A 20029-nucleotide genomic window follows, 5' to 3' on the forward strand; every position below is an offset into this window, starting at 1 on the left:
ATCATGAACTCCCTCTTTGTCTCCCTTCGCGCCACCCTTGTTCTGGCCATTGTCACCTGCGGTTTGTATCCGCTCATCGTCACCGGCGCCGCCCAGGCCGGCTTCAATAGCAAAGCCCATGGCAGTCTCATCACGGACAAAGATGGCGCCGTGCGCGGGTCTGATCTCCTCGGCCAGAACTTCGCCGCCGCTCAGTACTTCCACCCGCGCCCCAGCGCCGCAGGTGCCGGGTATGACGCCGCCAATTCCAGCGGCAGCAATCTTGGCCCCACCTCGCAAAAGCTGAACGACGCTCTCAAAGAGCGCATCGCAGCCTACCGCAGCACCAACGGCCTCAGTGACAAAGACGCCGTTCCCGCGGATGCCGTCACGGCCTCGGGCAGCGGCCTTGATCCGCACATCAGCGTGAAGAACGCCGAGCTCCAGGCCGCCCGCGTCGCAAAGGCCCGCAACCTCAGTGTTGAGAAGGTGAAAGAACTCATCGCTGCCAGCACTGAGAAGCCTGATCTTGGCATCTTTGGCGATGCTGGCGTGAATGTATTGAAGTTGAATCTGAGTCTCGATGCCTTGAAGTAACCGCCGCAGGCCATGAATGACGACCACCGTCCCGACCCTGATGCACTGCTAGCGCAGATGCGGCTGGCGGATGCCGTGTCCAAATCCGGAAGACTCCACATCTTCCTCGGTATGTGCCCTGGCGTTGGCAAGACTTATGCGATGCTGCAGACTGCGAGGCAGCGGGTGAAAGAAGGCGTGGATGTTCTTGTGGGCATCGTGGAGACGCATGGTCGTTCCGAGACGGCTGTGTTGCTCGAAGGCATGCGTCTTCTGCCACGCAAGAAGCTCGAACATCGGGGATTCACGCTGGAGGAGTTCGACATCGATGCCGTGCTGGCACAACGGCCACAGCTCGTGCTCGTGGATGAACTTGCCCACACCAATGCTCCCGGTTCACGCCATGCAAAGCGCTACCAGGATGTGCTGGAGCTGATCGATTCGGGCATCGATGTGTACACCACGCTCAACGTCCAGCATATCGAGAGCCAGGTGGACATCGTGCGGCAGATCAGCGGCGTGGTCATCTCCGAGACTGTTCCCGATTCGATCCTCGATGTCGCACACGAGATCCAGCTCATCGACCTCAGCGTCGAAAAGCTGCTGGAGCGCATGGCCGACGGCAAAGTCTATCTGGGCGAACGTGCGGAGCATGCGGTGAGCAACTTCTTCAAGGAAGGCAACCTCACTGCGCTGCGCGAGCTGGCTCTGCGCTTCACCGCCGAGCATGTGGACCGGGATCTGGAGGACATCCGCCGCGTCAAACGTGTCAGCAGCCCATGGAAAACCAATGCACGCCTCATGGTGGGTGTCGGCCCGAGTCCCTATGCCGAAAGCCTCATCCGCTGGACGCGCCGCGCCGCCACGCGGCTGAACTGCCCCTGGCTCGTTGTCTGGGTGGAAGGCTCGCGTGTTCTCACTCCCATCGAGCAGGATCGCCTCACCCGTTCACTCGGCCTCGCACGCAAGCTCGGCGGGGAAGTCGTTTCCGTGACTGGGGAGAACATCTCCGAGGCCCTGCTTCAGGTCGCCCGCGAACGCAACGTGTCGCAGATTGTCGTCGGCAAGCCGGAGAAGGCAGGGATGTGGAGCAAGTCGCTCGCTGACACGCTCATTGTCGGCAGTGGCGACATCGATGTGTGTGTCGTGCGGCCTTTGGCCGCCGCAGACAAGGTGCGCAACATCGCCCCTCTGCAGGAGCCGCTGCAGGACTCGATCATTGGCGAATACAGCTGGGCCATTGTCGCCATTTTTGCCATCGCCAGCGTGTGCTGGGGGCTGGTGGCATTCACCGGCTACATGTTTGTCGCGTTGGTTTTTTTGCTCGCGGTGGTGATCGCGGCGCTTCGTTTCAGCCGCGGACCAGTGCTGATGATGGCCACGCTGAGCGCTGTGTGCTGGAATTACTTTTTTATCCCGCCGATTTTCACCTTCCACATCAGCAAGCCGGAGGACTGGATCATGTTCGGCATGTTCTTCATCGTGGCGCTCAGCATGGGCAGCCTCACTTCTCGGCTGCGCATGCGCGAGGTGGCGGAGCGCCGCCGTCTTCGCCAGACAGATGCACTCCTGCGCGTTACGCAGAGCGCCGCACTGGCCGCCGAGCCGGAAAAGGGCCTGGCCGAGGCGCTGCGCACGATCAACGAACTGCTCAATGCAAACACCGCTCTTATTGTGCGCGAGCAGGATCGTTCGCTGCCGAAGGCCGCGCACAAGGCCAGCAGTTTCCAGCCCTCGCCCAAGGAATGGGGCGTTGTGGCCTGGAGCTATGAGAACAAGCAGTGCGCGGGCCGCTACACCGACACCCTGCCCGAGTCCGCCGCCACCTGGTTCCCGCTGCAAACTGCCACCGCCACCATGGGCGTTCTGGGCGTGCAGTTTGAAGACACATCCCGCCTCGACTTCGTTACACGGCAGATGATCGAAGCTTTTGCGCTTCAGATCGCTCTCGTGCTGGAAAAGGAGCACTTCATCCAGGCAGTAAGCCACGCAGAGATGCTCTCGCAGTCGGAAAAACTGCACCGCACTTTGCTGGACAGCGTTTCGCATGAGCTGAAAACCCCCATCGCCATCATCACCGCCGCACTCGAAGGGATGCATGGTTCGCGAAGCCCCTACCTCGGCGAGATCACCACCGCCACGCAGCGGCTGCAGCGTGTGGTGGACAGCCTGCTGCAGATGACACAGCTCGAATCCGAGGTGCTCAAACCCAATCTCGACTGGTGCGATCTGCGCGATGTCATCGCCGCAGCGCAGCACGCCATCGGCGATCCATTGACCACTCATGCAGTGAGGCTCCAACTGGCCGATGATTTCCCGTTGCTGAAACTTGATCACGCCCTGCTCACCCAGGCTGTCGCCAACATCTTGCACAATGCCGCCATCTACACTCCCGCAGGCACCGCCATTGACATCAGTGCCACGATTCGAGATCAGCGGCTGCGCCTTGTCATTCGCGATCATGGTCCCGGTCTGCCTGCTGGCGCGGAACGGCGCGTGTTTGAAAAATTCTACCGTGTGCAGGGATCACCCGCAGGCGGTACAGGTCTCGGGCTGGCCATCGCTCGTGGCTTTGTTCAGGCGCAGGGCGGGGACATCACCGCACGGAATCATCCTGACGGCGGAGCGGAGTTTGTGATTGAGATCAATCGAGTGTCCGCTTTTGTTCCACCTTCCCAATGACGGCCCTCATCATCGACGACGAAATCCAGATTCGCCGCCTGCTACGCATGGCGCTGGAATCAAAGGGCTACACCGTGAGGGAGGCCGCGTCAGGACAGATGGGGCTGCAGGAGGCGGTCTTTCTCAAACCCGATGTCATCCTGCTCGATCTAGGTCTGCCCGACATGGATGGAGTCGATGTGCTAAAACGGCTGCGCGAATGGAGCAGTGTCCCCGTGCTCATCCTCAGCGTGCGCGATCAGGAATCCGTCAAACTCGCCGCCTTCGATGCCGGAGCGGACGATTACGTTTCAAAGCCCTTCAGCACGGCGGAGCTTCTCGCACGCCTTACCGCAATCCAGCGCCGACAGGGAGCCCATGACGCGGCCAATCTGCAACTTGGCCCACTCGTGCTTGATCCCGTGCATCACGAGGCGTCACTGAATGGCCATTCTCTCAAACTCACGCCCACCGAATATGCGCTGCTCGCACAGCTCGTGCGCCATGCCGGTAAACTTGTTACTTTGAAGCAGTTGCTCCGTGCCGTCTGGGGCCCGCAGGCGGAGCAGCAGAGCCAATATTTGCGCGTGTATGCCAATCACCTGCGCAAAAAGCTCGAAGGCTCCACCCTGGAGATCAAAAACGAGCCCGGGATCGGCTACCGTTTGGAGGAGACTTGAGCGCTGCTTTTACACTTTCTTAACGCCATCGCTGCGGCTGTTTACTGGCGGGCCGTTCTTTTGCGGTGAAGGTGTCTCAAACCAAGACCCAGCCATGTCTGCCACCGACAGCTCCAGTGCACCATCACCCCGCCCGCCGGTTTCTCTGGCGGAGGTGGGGCAGTACAGCTGCGGACTCACGCTGGTGTTTGTGCTGGCCTCCACCTGCTGGGTGCTGCTGCCCTACACGGGGGATCTCTTTGTCGCACTGGTCTTTCTCATGGCCATTGTGCTCGCGGGTACATGGTGGAACCGCGGCCCGGTGCTGATGATGGCGGTGGTCAGCGCCCTGGTGTGGAATTACTTTTTCATCCCGCCGCAGTTTACGCTGCACATCGACAAGCCGCAGGACATGGTGATGTTCAGCCTGTTTTTCGTGGTGGCGCTGAGCATGGGGCATCTCATCACACGGCTGCGCGCGCGCGAGGCCGCACTGGCGCAGCATCATCAGGAGCGTGAGCATTTGCTGGAGCTGAAACACCGCGCCGAGCTGCTGGCGGAGTCTGAGCGCCTGCACCGCACGCTGTTGGACAGCGTGGCGCATGAGCTGAAAACTCCCATCGCCATCATCCGCACCGCTTTGGACGGCCTGGGGCAGGGGAATCCGTATGCCCGGGAGATCGAGACCGCAAACCGCCGCCTGCAGCGCATCGTCGAAAGCTTTCTGGAAATGACACGCGTGGAATCTGAGGCGCTGGAGCCGCAGCCCGACTGGTGCGAGATCGGCGATGTGCTGCACGCTGCCACCAAGCCCATCCAGGAAGAACTGGCCGCTCACCCTTTGCTCATCACAGGCACCACGGATCTTCCTTTGCTCCGGCTCGACAGCCGCCTGCTCGCCCAAGTGCTGGGCAACCTGCTGCACAATGCCACGCGCTATGCGCCTGCAGGCACCAACATCGAAATCGCAGCCTCGCTTGCCGGCAGTACTTTGGAACTCCGCGTGCGCGATCACGGTCCCGGCCTGCCACTGGGGGCTGAAGACCAGTTGTTCGAAAAATTTTACCGTGCTCCTGACTCACCCGCTGGCGGCACCGGTCTGGGGCTCGCCATAGCACGCGGCTTGATGCGCGCCATGAAAGGTGACATTGAAGCACACACTCATCCCACCGGTGGAGCTGAATTCGTGCTGCACCTTCCCGTGAAAACCCGCAGCACCGCATGAGCAAAGCCCTCATCATCGACGACGAACAGCAGATGCGCCGCCTGCTGCGCATGGTGCTGGAGTCGCGCGGTTATGAGGTCTGTGAGGCAGCCGAAGGCCAGCTCGGTCTGCAGGAGGCGGCGTTTCACCGACCCGATGTGGTGCTGCTCGATCTCGGTCTGCCCGGCATGAACGGCATAGAGGTGCTGAAGCGGCTGCGAGAGTGGAGCGATGTCCCCGTGCTCATCCTCAGCGTGCGCGATCAGGAGACCATCAAGGTCGAGGCTCTGGAAATCGGCGCGGACGATTATGTGACAAAACCCTTCGGCACCGCTGAACTGCTGGCCCGTCTCACGGTCATTCAGCGCCGTCGTTTCACGCGCCAGAGCGCCGAGATTGTCGTCGGGCCATTGAAGCTGGACCTGCTGCATCACGAGGCATCGCTGGATGAGGCACCGCTCAAACTCACCCCCACCGAGTTCGCGCTGCTCAAGGTGCTTGCCGAGCACGCGGGGCGCATCGTCACACAGAACCAGATCATGAAGCAAGTCTGGGCCGGCCAGTCCAGCGATCCGAGCGAAGGCCTGCGTGTACACATCAATCACCTGCGCAAGAAACTTGGCGAAGCCGGCCCGCGCATCGTCAATGAGCCGGGCATCGGCTACCGTCTAGAAGAGCCTTGAGGCCCTTGTGATGTGGGTTCAATCATGCGCTGATCAAGCCTGGGCATGAATTCACGCTTTCCGTCCGGGAACTGTTGTGATTAATGGCGGGATGTCTTCGTCCTTGCCCTCAGTTGACGCCCCATCCCCACTCATGCGCCGTGCCTGGCTGGTCGTGGGGTTGTTGTTTCCAGTGGCGCTGTTGAACTACCTGGACCGCCAGATGATCGCCTCCATGAAGGTCTCCGTGATGGGCGACATCAAGGACATTGGCACTGAGGAAAACTGGGGTCACATGCTGGCTTCGTTCAAATGGGTCTATGCCATTTGCAGCCCCATCGGCGGGTACATTGCGGATCGCTTCAGCCGCAAGCTGACGATCTGCGGCAGCTTGTTTGTGTGGTCGCTCATCACCTGGCTTACGGGACATGTGGGCAGCTTCAATGAACTCTATTGGGCGCGCACGCTGATGGGCATCAGCGAGGCGTTTTACATTCCCGCAGCCCTGGCCTTGATCGCTGATTACCACACCGCCGGGACGCGTTCACGCGCCATTGGGGTGCACCAGATGGGCATCTACTGCGGCGTGATGGTTGGCGGGTTTGCCGGATTCGTGGCGGATGCGCCGCAGCTTGGCTGGCGCTTCATGTTCGATTTCACAGGACTGGCAGGCATCCTCTATGCCATCCCGCTGCTGCTCCTGCTGCGCGATGTGCCACGTCAGGTGGACACGCAGGAGGCGCTGAGCCCCACCGCGCGCGGCGGCGCTCTTGGAGAACTGCTCTGCAATCGCAATTTCATCCTGCTGGTGTTTTACTTCACCCTTCCCGCCCTCGCCGCCTGGGTCGTGCGCGACTGGATGCCAGCCATCCTGCAAAAGGCCTTCGACATCAGCCAGGGCAAAGCCGGCGTGTCCGCCGCGCTCTACTGGCAGGGAGCCGCGCTGCTCTCCGCGATCCTCGGCGGTTGGCTGGCGGACCGCTGGATGCGGCACAGCGACCGAGGCCGCATTTACGTCAGCGCCATCGGCATGATGCTCATCGTTCCCGCCATGTTTGGTGTGGGCAATGCACCCGCCCTGAACTCCTTCGCGCTCGCCATCGCATCACTGGTTCTGTTTGGCGTCGGCTGGGGCTTCTTTGACTGCAACAACATGCCCATCCTCAGCCAGATTGTGCGGCCTCACATGCGAGCCACAGGTTATGGTCTCATGAATTTCGTCAGCATGATGTGCGGTGGCCTGGCCGACTGGGGCTTCGGCAAGATGCGTGACCTGCAAGTGCCGCTCAATGTCATCTTCGGCGTTTTCGCCATGGTCTGCGTGTTCTCGCTCGTTCTCGTGCTCCTGATCCGCCCCAGACCGGGAGCATGAGGGCCTACTGAGGTCTGCCGCCGCGATTCAACTCCTCAAACACTTCGATGAACGCGGCGGCGAGCGCCTGCCATTCCTCGGTCTTCGTCTCCCAGCCGCTGCTGATGCGCACGACACGCTTCAATTCTTCCGCGCTGGCACCTAATGCAGTCACCACGACTGACGAACCTTCCTTGCCCGAACTGCAGGCCGAACCCGTGGAGGTGCTGAAGCCGCGACGCGACAAGCGCGTGAGCCATTTCAGATTGTCGTGCTCCGGCATGACCATGAGCACCGTGTTCCAAAGGCGTGGTGCGGATTCGCTGATCACCCGCAGGGAGTCGAAACGCGTGCGCATCTCCGCGATGAATGCATCGCGCAACTTGGATTGCGTTTGTTCAACCTCGTATAAACGCGGGGTGATTTTCTCCAGGGCCGTCACCATGGCTTCAATGGCCGGATAGTTTTCCGTGCCTGCACGCCGTCCGTGTTCCTGCGGACCGCCACGGATGAAGCCGAGCCGTGAATCCTCTTCGGGCAGCACCAAGAAACCACAGCCCTTGCTACCTCCAAATTTATGCGCGCTGCCGGTGATAAAATCGCATTCCCCAAGCTCCGAGGCGTCCAGCTTGCCAAGCCATTGCGCGGCATCCGTGTGAAATAGCACACCATGCTCACGGCAAAGCGAGGCGAGTTCGCGCCAGGGCTGCAACGCCCCGCTTTCATTGTTCGACGCCATCACGGAGACGAGCGCGGGACGCTTGGAAGTGATGAGCTGCTTTAGGTCATCGGCTCGCACAACACCATCCGCATTCACCGGAAGTTCGATCACGTTTCGACGCCGCGCAGCTTCACGCACACTCGGGTGCTCAATGGCGGAGATCACAACAAGGGCATCTGCTGGCAGCGATGCAAACAAAGCGTTGTTCGACTCCGTGGCACCCGACGTGAACACAATACGTTCGGCCTCCGCACCAATCAGCGTCCCCAGCCGTTCACGTGCAGATTCAAGCTGCTGGCTCGCCAGCCCCGCGTCGCGATACAAGCTCGAAGGATTATGCCAGTGCTTCTCGCTGGCTTTCAACCATGCCTCACGTGCGGCAGGGTGCAGCGGCGTGGTGGCGTTGTGATCAAAATAGCCGTTCATGCAGCAGTCTTGAAACGGGAGGACAGCGGGATGTGCAGCAGCATCAGGGCAAGAGCGAGCCCCATGTAGGGCAGCCAGGCGTCTCCTTTGCCGTTCGAGAGGATGCCATTGACGAAGCCTAGCACGCCGACGCCCTCGCTCAGCGCAAAGACCACCACATTGCCTGCAATAAAGCGTCCGCGCTGTGCCGGATCATCCAGACTGAGCGCACCCGTGGCGAAACCTCCAAGCAGCAGTTTGCGCAGGAAGAAACTCAGGGCTGCCGCACTGCCCGCCGCCAGCGCAATGATCTGCCCCAGCGACTTGGCATCACTTTTGGCCGGAGCAAAAGTCATGGAACTCAGCATGACAGCATAAAGGCAGAGCGAGCCGCAAAGCGCCCCCCAGATGATGAAGACGAGAAGTTGAACCTGTTTCATGACGACATCTCCACACGTTGCGGATGGGTGTAAACATTCATCGTTTCGCCACGCAGAAACCCGATGAGCGTCTGACCCGCCTCCTGCGCGAAATCGACCGCGAGACTGCTGGGCGCGGAAATGGCCGCGACGAGCGGGATGCCACCCGCCAGCGCCTTCTGAATGATCTCAAACGACACCCGCCCGCTCACCAGCAGGATGTGCCGGTCCAGCGGCAGCAGATCGCGCTGCAAAGCGTAGCCGAGTATTTTATCCAGCGCGTTGTGTCGACCCACGTCCTCACGCAGCACAATCAGGTTGCCATCCAGGTCAAACAATCCGCTCGCATGCAGCCCGCCGGTTTTGGAGAAGGTCTCCTGCGCAGCACGCAGCTTGTCGGGCAGACTGGCGATGAGCTTGGGTGAAACCTGCCAGTCTCCCTTCACAGCGGGAAACTTCTGAAACACGCTCTCGATGCTCGTCTTGCCGCACAGCCCGCAGCTGGAGGCGCTGAAGACATGACGCGTCAGCGAGTCCCAATTCACCACCGCACCACCGAGCAATACATCGACGATGTTGCCATGCTTGTTGTTGGTGCTGGGACACTGCGAGACTTCCAGAATGTCACGCGGCCGCTGCACCACGCCTTCACTGACGAGAAAGCCGGCGGAGAGTTCTTCATCATGGCCCGGCGTGCGCATCACCACCGCCACGGAACGGCCTTCCACACGGATTTCGAGCGGTTCCTCACGGGCGGTGACATCACCGACCTCGCTGCTGCCGCCAGCAGTGTTCACCTTGTGCACCTGCACTTCAGCCATGGCTGGATTTTCCGCAGTCATTACGAGGCCTCCATGAAATCAGCGGGAAGCACTCCCGCAGGCACCCGGCGTGGCTCGGCGATGAGACGCACCATTTTGTCAAAAACGTCGCGCCCACGAATGATCTCGATCTCCACGCGCATGAAGTAGAACGGGATGTCCGCCACAGGCAGTTTGGGAAAGCGCACAAAATCTTTCTCCGTGGTGACCATGCAGTGCACGTCACGTCGCACGCAACGCTCCACGAAATTTTTCAACTCCGGGCCGCGGAAGCGGTGATGGTCCGCAAATCGCGCGATGACTTCGACCTTCGCTCCAAGTTTGCGCAGACCGTTTTCAAAGCTCTCCGGCACAGCGATGCCGGAAAGAGCGCCCACAAATTTATCACGCAGTCCGTCGATCGGCAGTCGCTCGCCGGTGTGGATGTTTTCGTAATGCATCGCGCGGTGGCGGCACTCGATGATTTCGGCCGCGCGATTGTAGCGGCGGATCTGCTTGACCACATCCTCGCTGTCGCCGTCAGACTTGGTGATGAAAATGTAGCTGGCTCGGCGCAGGCTGCGCGGTGGTTCGCGCAGGGTGCCGCGTGGCAGCATGTAGCCGTTATTGCCGAACACCGCTGTTTTGTCGATCAGCACGATGTCGTGGCGGTGCTTGAGCTTGAGGTATTGCAGGCCGTCATCCAGCACGAGCACATCGGCGCCGAAGCGCTGAATCGCATGCGCTCCGGCCTTCACACGGTTTTTATCCACCACGACCGGAATGCCCGGGCAGTTCTTCGCCAGCATGAAGGGTTCGTCCCCTGCATTGTGCGAATCGAGCAGTACGTTCTCACCATCAGAGACGATTCGTGGCAGAGGCTCAGGCGGCTTGGGAATGAAGCCCAGGCGTGCGGCCATTTTTTTCGAGAATGGCAGTTTCTTCTGACGCTTGCTCTTGTAGCCACGACTGAGGATGCACACGCGGCGGCCATGCTCATGCAGCGCCTTCGCCAGCATCTCCACCACCGGTGTTTTGCCCGTGCCGCCGACGGTGAGATTGCCCACACTGATGACCGGCACACCCAGGTGATGGTCATGGATGTAGCGGTGACGGTATAAATAGAGCCGTGACCGCACCACTGCTGAGTAAATGCCGGAAAGACCACGGAACACCACCCGCAGCAGCGAGGCGCGTATGCCACGGCGGTTGTTGATCACCACGTCGATGATGAAGTTTTCGATGTCTTCCAGGGTGTCTCTCACAGAAGGGCATTGGAGGCGGGAAAGCGCACCTAGTCAACGAGACGCCTTGCTGTTTGCACAGGAGTTTTGTAGCCTCCCGAATATGAAATTCATTTCCTGGGCGCTGCTGGGTCTGATCATGGCATTGAACACCGTTCAAGCTCGCACATTGTCCGAGGCTGCTGCACGGTACTCCAAGGAACTCAAAGCCGGGTGCATCGTCACGGCCGAGCGCAGGGGGGACGAGGTGAAATACGCCATCTCCGGAAAGGCTCCCGAGGCCGGGGATGAAAAGCCGGAAAAGCTGGTTTTTGAAATTGGCTCCATCTCCAAGGTGTTCACCGGCCTGCTGCTGGCGCAGGCGGTGGTGGAAAAGAAAGTCACGCTGGATACGACGATCGGCACTCTTTTGGCCAAGCAGGTGACGTTTGCAGATCCCCGCGTCGCAGGGATCACATTGAAGCAGTTGGCCACCCACACCAGTGGCCTGCCGCGCCTGCCGGACAATGTCGTGGCGGGAGCCTTGGAGGAGGACCCCTATGCCAGCTATGATGGAAAACTGATGCTGAACTATCTGTCTTCAGCCAAGCTTGATGGCAAAGCGCCTTTCACCTTCAGCTACTCAAACCTCGGCGCTGGGCTGCTCGGGCATCTGTTAGGAGAGGTGTATCATATGACATGGGATCAGGCGGTGGTGGAGAAAATCTGCCAGCCGCTGGGCATGCAGGACACCGCCTTGTGGCCTCAGACCAAACGGCGGCTGGCCATACCGCATGATGGCGACAAGGAGACCAAACCCTGGCATTTCATCTCCCTGGCAGGCGCTGGTGCCCTGCGCAGCACTGCGGCGGACATGATGACATTCGGCGAGGCTCTGCTCCACCCTGACAAGACTTCATTGAAGGATGCCTTGGCACTCGCCTTGCAGCCGCAGGCTGACGCACCATCCCAGGGCGGGCAGATAGGCCTGGGGGTGCTGATGGGAAAGTTTGAGGGTGAGGCGACCCTGCATCATGACGGCGGCACCGGTGGTTTTTGCTCCGGACTGCAGGTGATCCCCGCGAAGGGAATCGTGCGCGTGGTTCTGATCAACAACAACAGCATCGCCGGAAGCCAGGTGATCGCCGGCACGTCCGAGGTTAAGCCTGTGGACCCCGCCACGCAGAAAGCAATAACCCTTCCTGCGGAGGTGCTGAAGCAGTATCCCGGCGTCTATGATCTCGACCGCGACTTCCGCTTCACCGTGCTGCTGCGTGACGGTCAGATCTATGTGAACCTGACCGGTCAGCCGTTTGTCCAAACCTTTGCCAAAGCGCAGGACCGTTTCTTTTACAAAGTGGTTCCTGCGGAGATAGCATTCAACCGTCGTGAAGGTGTGATCCATTCACTGACGCTGTTTCAAAACGGCAACGAACTCACCGCCAGACGCAGCAGCGCTCCACCGCCGGAGTATCAACTGCGTACCGACAAAGAGCTGCAGCCCTATGCGGGCAAGTATGATCTGATGGGTTCGAAGGCGATCACCGTCACCGCGCAGGCCGGCACTCTCTTTGCGCAGCTTGAAGGGCAGCAGGCGGTACCGGTCTTCGAGACGGCACCTGACCGTTTCGACCTCGATGTGGTGAAAGCGGTGCTCATCTTCACGCGGGATGACAAGAAGCTGATCAACGGCCTCACATTCCTGCAAAACGGCATGACTGTGCCTGCACCCCGCGTCAAGAGCCCGACCAGTGCCCCGTCGAAGTGAGGCGGTTTTCTTTTTCGGCCAGCGCCAGGATCGTCTGGAAGTGCGGGCTCTTGCTTTCGCGGTGCACCACGCTCGTCTCGATCTTTTTGAATCCCGCACTGCTGAGCATGTCGTGCAGATCGCTCTCTGAAAAGCCTAGCCACACGTCGGCATAGAGATCACGTGCCTGCTCAAACTGATGCTTGAGGAGATCCAGCACCACGATGCGTCCGCCCGGTCGCAGGATTGTCAGCGCAGCTTTGAGCGCTTTTTCCGGATTCTGTGCATGATGCAGCGCCTGGCTAAGGAAGACCAAGTCCACACTCAGCGGTGGGATCGGCGGTGCTTCGATATCCCCGAGGCGGAATTCGAGGTTCGTAAAACCGTGCTTCTGGGCCAGCTCTGCGCCATAAGCCACCATCTTCTCGCTGTTATCGACGGCGATCACTTTTTTAGCCCGCTCGGCGAGCAGTTGGGAAAGCGTACCCTCTCCTGCACCCAGATCGGCAATGACCAGCGGTGGCATGAGTTTGAGCAAAGTCTCGCCCAGCCCCTTCCACGAACGTCCGGGAATGTAGTGACGGCCAAACTTGCCCGCCAGCGCATCAAAGTAGGCCTTCGCCGTTTGCACCCGCTTGCGCAGCACGATTTGCAGCGCCTCAGCATCCTTGGTCACCTCCCGCAGCTCAGTACCCGCCGCCTCCAGCAGCGCGAGAAAATGCTCATGGGTCGGCAGATCCTTCGCCGCAGGCTCGTCGAGCTGATACAGGCGGTTCTTGCCACTGCGGCGGTCAGTCACCAGACCTGCCGCTTTTAATTTAGCAAGTTGGGCGGAGATATTGGACTGTGGCAGAGACAGGACCTCCTGCAGCTCAGCCACGCTCAGCTCTTCCTGCTTGAGCAGCAAAAGCAGCCGCACCCGCGTCGGGTCGGCAATGAGACTGAGCGATTTGAGTACAGAGGCCAAGGTAAGCCATCGTATCAACGCATCATGATACATCAATGCCAGAATTTCGGGCGGGGTTTCAGAGCTTTGAGGCCGCCCAGATGCCCGCCTTGCTCTGCTGGGCCCGCCGTTTCAGTTCCTGCAGCTCCAGCGCGTAGTCATTGATCGAGCGTGAATCCGCCGGCAGGCTCGAAGTTACACCCGCCACGCGGGCGTAGCCCTGCTGCACCAGCAGGTCCGCCAGATACACCTGCTTCCCGGGACTGATTTCCACCAGAATCAGCGCGTAGTAGCGGCTGAGTCCCGTCACCTCCTCCCAGCGTGTCATCACCGTGAAGGGCTGCTGCTTGAGCAGCTGCGTCACATAATGCGCCGCCCTCTGCCCCTCTTCGATCACGCGCTGGCTGTTCACACCAAAGTAACGCGCCTGCTCCTGCACGCGCTGCGGATGAGTCAGCGAAATGTCCGGTGCATCCACAAAGTAGAGCACGAAGATGTGCTCGTCCTCCGTGTCACTCACCTTGATGCGTAGCGTGTCCGCTTCGTTGGCGCGGCTTTCGATCAATTTGGCCTTGGGGAAGATCTTGAACTGCTGCAGCGGCGCGCGGCTGGCGTCAGACGCGGTCTGCCCCGCCGGCACCTGGGCCATCGCCACAGGCAGCGCCTGCAGCGGCGCGGGCCGGCTCTCTTTCAGCAAAACCGCCACGAGCACGATGATCAGCACCAGCACGCAGGTGATGGCGAGATTCAGCAATGTGTCACGGAAAGGCATGCTCATGCGGTCGGGGATGGAGCCTGCCTACTGTCCAGCGTTCAGGCGGGTGCTCAAGCCGCAAGTGCAGCGGCGGTGAGAATGCTGCCTGCCGCCACCCATGAAATCAGACACGAAAGAATTTGGCAACCCCCTCGTAACTGGTATGACCTCCTACCAATTGCATGACGATTACCCCGCTCAAACCCACCCCTTCGCTCGTTGAGCAGGTCTGCTCGCGTCTGGCGCGCCAGCTGCGTGACGAGGCTGACTCCGGCGACGGCAAACTGCCGCCGGAGCGCCTGATGGCAGAGCGCCTCGGCGTAAGCCGCACCGTGCTGCGCGAGGCAACGAAGCGGCTCGAACTCCAGGGCCTGCTCGAAATCCGCCACGGCAGCGGCATCCGCGCAGTGAACCGGCTGCACAAACCGCTGAGTGGTTCCTTGTCGATATTGCTTCCCGAACTGCAGGAGCGCCTTCGCCAGTTGAGCGAAGCCCGTGCCGCCATCGAGCCGGAAATCGCGCGGCAGGCCGCCCTGAAGGCTAAAGCCCCTGATGTGAAGCAACTGCGGACCATTCATGAGCGCCTGCTCGCGGCTGAGACGCACGATGAAGCCGTCGAGGCGGACATCGACTTCCACCGCACCTTGGCACGCATCGCCGGTAATGAGATCTTGAAGCTCATGCTCGAATCGCTGGCTGACCTCGGGCGTGAAAGCCGCCGTGTGACGATTGGCAATGTCGGAAGGCAGCGCGCCATCGACCACCACGCCACCATCCTAAACGCAGTGGCTGCGCATGATGCGAACGCCGCCGCCAAGGCGATGAAACATCACATGGACGAGGCCGCACACGATCTGGCTGTTAAAGCGAAAACCAAACGATGAAAACCCTCCTCTTCATCCTCCTGGCAGCCGCTCCGGCTTTGGCTGTGGATTTCGACCAGGACATCCGCCCGCTGCTGCAGCAGCACTGCGTCGAATGCCACGGCGAAAAAAAGCAGAAGGGCGAGCTGCGCCTTGATGCCAAAATCTTTGCGTTCAAAGGCGGTCACGAGGGTATGGCCATCGTGGCAGGGGACACCGCCAAAAGTCTGCTGCTGCAAAGAATCAAATCCACCGATGACGACGAACGCATGCCACCGAAAGGCGAGCCGCTTTCACCCGCGCAGATCGCTTTGGTGCAGGCGTGGATTCAAGCCGGAGCCGTGTGGCCAGAAAACGCCGCTGATAAAGCCGCCGCCGTGGACAAACGCCTCCAACATTGGTCTGTGCAGCCCGTGCGAGCAGTCAACGGCGCCTCCATCGACTCGCTGGTCAATGCGAAGCTTACCGAGAAAAATCTCGTGATGTCACCCGTAGCGGACCGCCGCACCTTGATCCGCCGCTTGAGCTTTGATCTGGTCGGCCTGCCACCGACACCGGAGCGGGTGGAACAGTTTGCAAAGGATGCAGATCCCAACGCCTATGAAAAGCTGGTGGATGAACTGCTGCAATCCACCCATTACGGCGAGCGCTGGGCGCGGCACTGGCTCGACATCGCCCACTATGCCGACACGCATGGCTTTGAGCGGGATCAACTGCGTCCGAATGCATGGCATTATCGCGACTACGTCATCGAGTCGCTCAACACTGACAAGCCCTACGATCAGTTCATCCGCGAGCAGATTGCGGGAGATGTCATCGCACCGAATGATCCGCAAGCCGTCATCGCCACCGGATTTCTCGCTGCCGGACCATGGGACTATGTAGGCCAGGTAGAAACCAAAAGCGACATGCTCAGACGCGCCGCCCGTGCAGGCGATCTCGATGACATGGTCACTCAAGTCATCACCTCAACCATGGGCATCACAGTGAACTGTGCCCGCTGCCACGATCACAAGCTCGACCCCGTCAAACAGGAAGAGTACTATAGACTGTGGGCCGTGTTTGCCGGAGTGAAGCGCGGAGATCGTGAAATTGACAGCATGGAATCAAAACGCATCTCTGGAGAGAAAGCTCGCCTTACCCAGGAACTGGCAGCCGCGCGTGCCCAGATCGCGAAACTGGCTGGCGAGGGTCTCAATATTTCCGACATGGTGGGTGGCGGTGTCAAAGGTCGTGGTATCGACCTGCGCACCGGCAATCTGACGAGCAGCAAACTTGGCTACCATCGCGATATCCAAACGAACCGGCTGCAACGCATCGAATGGCCCGCCGAAGTAAAAGACGCGGAGCGCTCGGTGTCGTGGGTCTTCGTGCCGGATGGAAAGAATCCGGTGCCCGTGGCCACCAAACAAGAGGTCAAAGGACTTCCCGCCACCAGCGGCCACACTTGGGACGCTATTCGCAACGGTCCGCTGAATGCGCAGCGCAGCACGAAGATTGGTGGCGTGGATTACGCGGAGAAAGAGCACTCCATCCTCGGCTTGCACGCCAACAGCGGCATCACCTTTGATCTCGCCAAGATTCGCCAGAACAGCGGTCTCGGCATGATGCATTTCACCGCCGCTCTCGGCTTCGGTGCCGATGCAGGTGCCGCAGCCTCGCGCGCAGACTTCACCGTCTATGTGGATGCCGAGCGCAAGTTTCAGAAGCTTAAAATGCGCAAGGACGAGTTCACGCATCTGGACATCGCCATTCCAGCGACAGCGAAAACCTTCACACTCATCGCCACCGATGGCGGCGATGGCATTGGCAGTGACCTCTTGTTCCTCGGTGATGCACGGCTTGTGCCCGATGTTGAGCACAGCAGACTCACTGACACTGAGCAGGAGCTGTTGAAACACCTGCGGACACAAGCCGTCAAACTGGACGCTTCGCTCAAAGCATTGCCCGAACCCGCCAAAGTTTACGCCGTTGTCAGCGAAGCAAAGCCTCCCGTGATCCAGGTGCAGCGGCGTGGCAATCCCGAAGACCCGCAGCAGGAAGTGCAGCCCGGTGCTTTTGCCTGGGCTCACCACGCCAGCATGGATTTCGGCACGAACGCCATGCCTGAAGGTCAGCGCCGTCGCATCCTGGCTGAGTGGATCACCCATCCCGAAAATCCGCTCACACGCCGCGTGCTCGTAAACCGCCTCTGGCATCATCATTTCAGCCAGGGCATCGTCACCACACCCAGCGACTTCGGTCTCGGCGGAGACAAACCTTCTCACCCTGAACTGCTCGACTGGCTGGCCGATGAATTTTTGCGCAGCGGCTGGTCGATGAAGCACATGCACAAGCTCATCGTGATGAGCGCCGCGTATCAGCAGCAGTCTGCTTCTCACAATGACGCGGCAAGTCGTCTAGATGCGCAAAATCGTCTGCTCTGGCGGCAAAACCCACGCCGCTTGGATGCTGAGTCCGTGCACGACGCCGTGCTGAGCGTTTCAGGCACTTTGAACCCCACCATGGGCGGCCCCGGCTACCGTGATTTCAATTTCACCGAGGCCTATGCCCCCATCTACGACTACATCACGCCCGACAAACCCGAACTGCTGCGCCGCAGCATCTACCGCTTCGTGGTGCGCACCACACCGCATCAGTTCATGTCCACGCTCGACTGCCCTGATCCCGCCAATCTCACCCCGGCCCGCGCACAAACCACCACCGCACTGCAGGCGCTCACGCTGAGCAACAATGAGTTCATGCTGCAGCAGGCCGCGAACCTCGTCACCCGCATCGAAAACGAAACCGACTCCCGTGCAGCCGCCATCCGCCGGGCCTTCCTGTTGTGCCTGCAAAGGGAACCCAAGACTGACGAACAAAGCGCCGCCACCCATCTCGTCGCCGAGCAGGGCCTCTTTGCCCTCTGCCGCATGCTCATCAACACGAACGAGTTTGTCTATGTGGACTGATCATCATCTTCCACCTCGAACAGCCAGCGTCGGCGCTCGTGCTGGATCTGGAGCACGCTCACCAGCTTGGCGTCTTCGTCGATGGTATAGAGCACGCGCCAGCCGATGCCGGTTTTCCACGGGCGAAACAGCATCTGACGGAGCTGCAGGTGCGCATTCCAGCGACCGTTTTCCGGAGCCATGCCATGTCGGAGCGGTGCTTCTGCCAGTTTGGATAAAGCACGCTCCAAGCTTTCAATCCAGCTGTCGCCTAGTTCTGCGCCTCCGTGCCTGGTATCGGATTCATACCAGACCAGTTGAGCTTCGACAGCAGCCTTGGCCGTGTTTGAAAGTTCCCACCGATAGCTCATTTGGCTGCTCTGCGCTTTGCTGCACGTGCTCGAATTTGCTTAAAGGCCAGAGGTCCCGGGGTTCCTCGTTCTCCTTTGGCATAGGCTTCAATAGCAGCCTTCAGCTCCATGTCCGCCCGTCGTTCCTCCGCATCGTGGGCCAGTTGCTCATAGGCAGCCACGGAAAGCACCACCGCCGCCGCCTTGCCATTGTGGGTGAGCACACGAGGCCTGCCGTGTTTTTTCAGCTCCGCAGTGTGCTCACGCGTCCGGCGCGCGAAGTCGGTAAGGCTGACGATGTCTTGATCAAGAACCAGATTCATAGATATATTATAGCACAGAATAATGTGCGGTCGCAAACAACAATGCTTTTGCCATGAACATCCCTTTTCTCTGCCCCGTGCTCCCATGATCAAACCGCTCATTCCATTCCTATTCGGACTGCTTGCGTCGTTGTCTGCTGCAGATGTCGATTCATCGCTGGCGCATGCTTCGGTCTGGAGCGAAATCTGGCCTGATACAGAGGGAAAAGCCCAGACTCGCAAAGTGCAGGGAAAAATCTGGAACGACGCCATCCAGACCTCCCTCGACAAAGACAACGCCGTCCATCTGCCGAAGCGCAATCAGCCTTACTACCTCGATGGCCCGATCGTCCTGAGGTCCGGTCAAAAGCTCACAGCAGATCCGGACGCCGAGATCCGCCTGAAACCCGGCGCCAACACCTGCATGGTGCGCAACGAGCACATTGTCGGCTTCGCTGACGAACCTGTGCCTGAAGACACCAAGCCAGACACGCACATCACCATCGAAGGCGGCATCTGGACGACGTTGGCGAATGGCTTGAAGGACAGCAATGGCAACCACCGTGGCGCATCGTCGAAAAAGGATCCCGTGCCCGGGACCCATGGCGTCATCCTTCTTCACAACGTGCGCCATGTGACCGTGCGCAACATCACCGTGCGACAGAGCCGAGCCTTCGCGGTGCATCTGGCCAACGTCAGCGACTTTACCATCGATGGCGTCACGCTGGATCGTCATGGACGCGATGGCGTGCATGTGAATGCTCCCGCGAGCCATGGGCTCATCCGTCGCGTGAGCGGTGTTTCGCATGACGACACCGTCGCTCTGAACGCCTGGGAATGGAAAAACTACGCGCCCAGCTTTGGGGCCATTCATCACATCGTCATCGAAGATGTTCACGGCTCGTCTCAGGGCGTTCCGGCCGCAAATTCCATCCGCATGCTCCCCGGCGTGAAACGCTTCAGCGACGGCACCACACTCGACTGTCCTATTCATGACATCACCGTGCGCGGTATCACCGACATCAGCGACTTCAAACTCTACGACCAGCCTAACCTCGAAGTCGGACGCGACAACGACGCCAGCGCCGCCATCGGCTCGCTGCGCGACATCGTCTTCGCTAACCTCACCTTCAACCGTCCCGGCAGCATTCAAATTCATGCCAACACCGATGGCTTGACCATCCGCGACGTGAAGCTCAACTTTCCCCTCGCGGCAGACTATCACCTCATCGAACTCGGTCCGAAATCGCAGACCTACAAACACAAGGCAGACGACCCGGCCACCTGGACCGAAATCTTCTCCCCTGACCTCGACTGCACCGTACGCAGTCTGAGCGTTTCTGGCGTTCGCCCAGAAGGGGCAGCGAACGATTTGTCCATGGAGCAGGTCGTCCATGTCATCGAATTGCAACCCAACCCTGACTACCCAAAGACCATTCCCAAAGGCGGCACAGGCAAAGGCATTTGGATTCGCTAA

At 59.9% G+C, this 20029-nt stretch carries 18 protein-coding genes; 10 read left to right on the forward strand and 8 right to left on the reverse strand.

The annotated features are described in order from the left end of the window. From kdpC to AC24GY_RS00565, 6 genes are all read left to right on the forward strand, one after another. A complete protein-coding gene (gene kdpC, locus AC24GY_RS00540) occupies positions 1-576 on the forward strand; it encodes a K(+)-transporting ATPase subunit C (protein ID WP_422317259.1) in 576 nt (191 codons plus the stop codon). A 12-nt stretch (positions 577-588) separates the two neighbouring features. Continuing rightward, positions 589-3237 (forward strand): DUF4118 domain-containing protein, encoded by a 2649-nt coding sequence (locus AC24GY_RS00545; protein WP_487679380.1) that lies wholly within the window; start codon positions 589-591, stop codon positions 3235-3237. Next, the gene (locus AC24GY_RS00550) at positions 3234-3896 is read left to right on the forward strand and encodes a response regulator (protein ID WP_487679382.1); all 663 of its coding nucleotides are present in this window, start codon (positions 3234-3236) and stop codon (positions 3894-3896) included. Before AC24GY_RS00545 ends, AC24GY_RS00550 begins: the two co-directional genes overlap by 4 nt. Before the next feature lie 94 nt (positions 3897-3990). Next, positions 3991-5100 (forward strand): sensor histidine kinase, encoded by a 1110-nt coding sequence (locus AC24GY_RS00555; protein ID WP_487679384.1) that lies wholly within the window; start codon positions 3991-3993, stop codon positions 5098-5100. Continuing rightward, a complete protein-coding gene (locus AC24GY_RS00560) occupies positions 5097-5762 on the forward strand; it encodes a response regulator transcription factor (RefSeq protein ID WP_487679386.1) in 666 nt (221 codons plus the stop codon). The genes AC24GY_RS00555 and AC24GY_RS00560 overlap by 4 nt, the downstream gene beginning before the upstream one ends. Before the next feature lie 133 nt (positions 5763-5895). Further along, entirely contained in the window at positions 5896-7113 is a 1218-nt protein-coding gene (locus AC24GY_RS00565) for an MFS transporter (RefSeq protein ID WP_487679388.1), read from the forward strand. Between the two features lie 4 nt (positions 7114-7117). On the opposite strand, the gene AC24GY_RS00570 is transcribed toward AC24GY_RS00565, so the two are convergent. From AC24GY_RS00570 to lpxK, 4 genes are read right to left on the reverse strand one after another with little or no spacing between them, the layout of a single operon-like run. Further along, complete coding sequence (locus AC24GY_RS00570; protein ID WP_487679390.1) at positions 7118-8239, reverse strand: cysteine desulfurase family protein; 1122 nt, start codon at positions 8237-8239, stop codon at positions 7118-7120. After that, positions 8236-8658: a hypothetical protein gene (locus tag AC24GY_RS00575; RefSeq protein ID WP_487679392.1), complete on the reverse strand. Its 423-nt coding sequence runs from the start codon at positions 8656-8658 to the stop codon at positions 8236-8238. Before AC24GY_RS00575 ends, AC24GY_RS00570 begins: the two co-directional genes overlap by 4 nt. Next, positions 8655-9458, reverse strand: coding sequence for a formate dehydrogenase accessory sulfurtransferase FdhD (gene fdhD, locus AC24GY_RS00580; RefSeq protein ID WP_487679394.1), 804 nt, complete (start codon positions 9456-9458; stop codon positions 8655-8657). Before fdhD ends, AC24GY_RS00575 begins: the two co-directional genes overlap by 4 nt. Before the next feature lie 20 nt (positions 9459-9478). After that, positions 9479-10702, reverse strand: a complete 1224-nt coding sequence (lpxK, locus tag AC24GY_RS00585) for a tetraacyldisaccharide 4'-kinase (RefSeq protein ID WP_487679396.1) — start codon at positions 10700-10702, stop codon at positions 9479-9481. A gap of 82 nt (positions 10703-10784) precedes the next feature. Between lpxK and AC24GY_RS00590 the strand changes: the two genes are divergently transcribed. Then, positions 10785-12428: a serine hydrolase gene (locus tag AC24GY_RS00590; protein WP_487679398.1), complete on the forward strand. Its 1644-nt coding sequence runs from the start codon at positions 10785-10787 to the stop codon at positions 12426-12428. Here the strand turns inward: AC24GY_RS00590 and AC24GY_RS00595 are convergent. Beyond that, positions 12397-13374, reverse strand: a complete 978-nt coding sequence (locus AC24GY_RS00595) for an ArsR/SmtB family transcription factor (RefSeq protein WP_487679400.1) — start codon at positions 13372-13374, stop codon at positions 12397-12399. The two genes, AC24GY_RS00590 and AC24GY_RS00595, sit on opposite strands and share 32 nt — an antisense overlap. 58 nt (positions 13375-13432) lie before the next feature. Then, positions 13433-14131, reverse strand: a complete 699-nt coding sequence (locus AC24GY_RS00600; protein WP_487679402.1) for a thermonuclease family protein — start codon at positions 14129-14131, stop codon at positions 13433-13435. 158 nt (positions 14132-14289) lie between these two features. Here AC24GY_RS00600 and AC24GY_RS00605 point away from each other — a divergent pair, with 158 nt between their 5' ends. After that, entirely contained in the window at positions 14290-14991 is a 702-nt protein-coding gene (locus AC24GY_RS00605) for a FadR/GntR family transcriptional regulator (protein ID WP_487679404.1), read from the forward strand. Beyond that, positions 14988-17921 carry a DUF1553 domain-containing protein gene (locus AC24GY_RS00610; RefSeq protein ID WP_487679406.1) on the forward strand — a complete coding sequence of 978 codons (2934 nt, stop codon included), beginning with the start codon at positions 14988-14990 and terminating at the stop codon, positions 17919-17921. Before AC24GY_RS00605 ends, AC24GY_RS00610 begins: the two co-directional genes overlap by 4 nt. Here AC24GY_RS00610 and AC24GY_RS00615 read toward each other — a convergent pair. Next, complete coding sequence (locus AC24GY_RS00615) at positions 17909-18271, reverse strand: type II toxin-antitoxin system RelE/ParE family toxin (protein WP_487679408.1); 363 nt, start codon at positions 18269-18271, stop codon at positions 17909-17911. The genes AC24GY_RS00610 and AC24GY_RS00615 overlap by 13 nt on opposite strands. Further along, positions 18268-18573, reverse strand: coding sequence for a type II toxin-antitoxin system Phd/YefM family antitoxin (locus AC24GY_RS00620; protein WP_422317153.1), 306 nt, complete (start codon positions 18571-18573; stop codon positions 18268-18270). The genes AC24GY_RS00615 and AC24GY_RS00620 overlap by 4 nt, the downstream gene beginning before the upstream one ends. 85 nt (positions 18574-18658) lie before the next feature. Between AC24GY_RS00620 and AC24GY_RS00625 the strand changes: the two genes are divergently transcribed. Next, entirely contained in the window at positions 18659-20029 is a 1371-nt protein-coding gene (locus AC24GY_RS00625; protein ID WP_487679411.1) for a glycoside hydrolase family protein, read from the forward strand.

Source organism: Prosthecobacter sp. Pr1, from assembly GCF_057652315.1.

Bases quoted from the DNA above. Each gene is read 5' to 3' on its own strand.
- AC24GY_RS00625 (WP_487679411.1), top strand. From the start codon at position 18,659: ATGATCAAACCGCTCATTCCATTCCTATTCGGACTGCTTGCGTCGTTG.
- AC24GY_RS00550 (WP_487679382.1), top strand. From the start codon at position 3,234: ATGACGGCCCTCATCATCGACGACGAAATCCAGATTCGCCGCCTGCTA.
- AC24GY_RS00590 (WP_487679398.1), top strand. From the start codon at position 10,785: ATGAAATTCATTTCCTGGGCGCTGCTGGGTCTGATCATGGCATTGAAC.
- AC24GY_RS00605 (WP_487679404.1), top strand. From the start codon at position 14,290: ATGACGATTACCCCGCTCAAACCCACCCCTTCGCTCGTTGAGCAGGTC.
- AC24GY_RS00570 (WP_487679390.1), bottom strand. From the start codon at position 8,239: ATGAACGGCTATTTTGATCACAACGCCACCACGCCGCTGCACCCTGCC.
- AC24GY_RS00615 (WP_487679408.1), bottom strand. From the start codon at position 18,271: ATGAGCTATCGGTGGGAACTTTCAAACACGGCCAAGGCTGCTGTCGAA.
- AC24GY_RS00610 (WP_487679406.1), top strand. From the start codon at position 14,988: ATGAAAACCCTCCTCTTCATCCTCCTGGCAGCCGCTCCGGCTTTGGCT.
- AC24GY_RS00575 (WP_487679392.1), bottom strand. From the start codon at position 8,658: ATGAAACAGGTTCAACTTCTCGTCTTCATCATCTGGGGGGCGCTTTGC.
- AC24GY_RS00620 (WP_422317153.1), bottom strand. From the start codon at position 18,573: ATGAATCTGGTTCTTGATCAAGACATCGTCAGCCTTACCGACTTCGCG.
- AC24GY_RS00545 (WP_487679380.1), top strand. From the start codon at position 589: ATGAATGACGACCACCGTCCCGACCCTGATGCACTGCTAGCGCAGATG.
- fdhD (WP_487679394.1), bottom strand. From the start codon at position 9,458: ATGGCTGAAGTGCAGGTGCACAAGGTGAACACTGCTGGCGGCAGCAGC.
- AC24GY_RS00600 (WP_487679402.1), bottom strand. From the start codon at position 14,131: ATGAGCATGCCTTTCCGTGACACATTGCTGAATCTCGCCATCACCTGC.
- AC24GY_RS00555 (WP_487679384.1), top strand. From the start codon at position 3,991: ATGTCTGCCACCGACAGCTCCAGTGCACCATCACCCCGCCCGCCGGTT.
- AC24GY_RS00565 (WP_487679388.1), top strand. From the start codon at position 5,896: ATGCGCCGTGCCTGGCTGGTCGTGGGGTTGTTGTTTCCAGTGGCGCTG.
- AC24GY_RS00560 (WP_487679386.1), top strand. From the start codon at position 5,097: ATGAGCAAAGCCCTCATCATCGACGACGAACAGCAGATGCGCCGCCTG.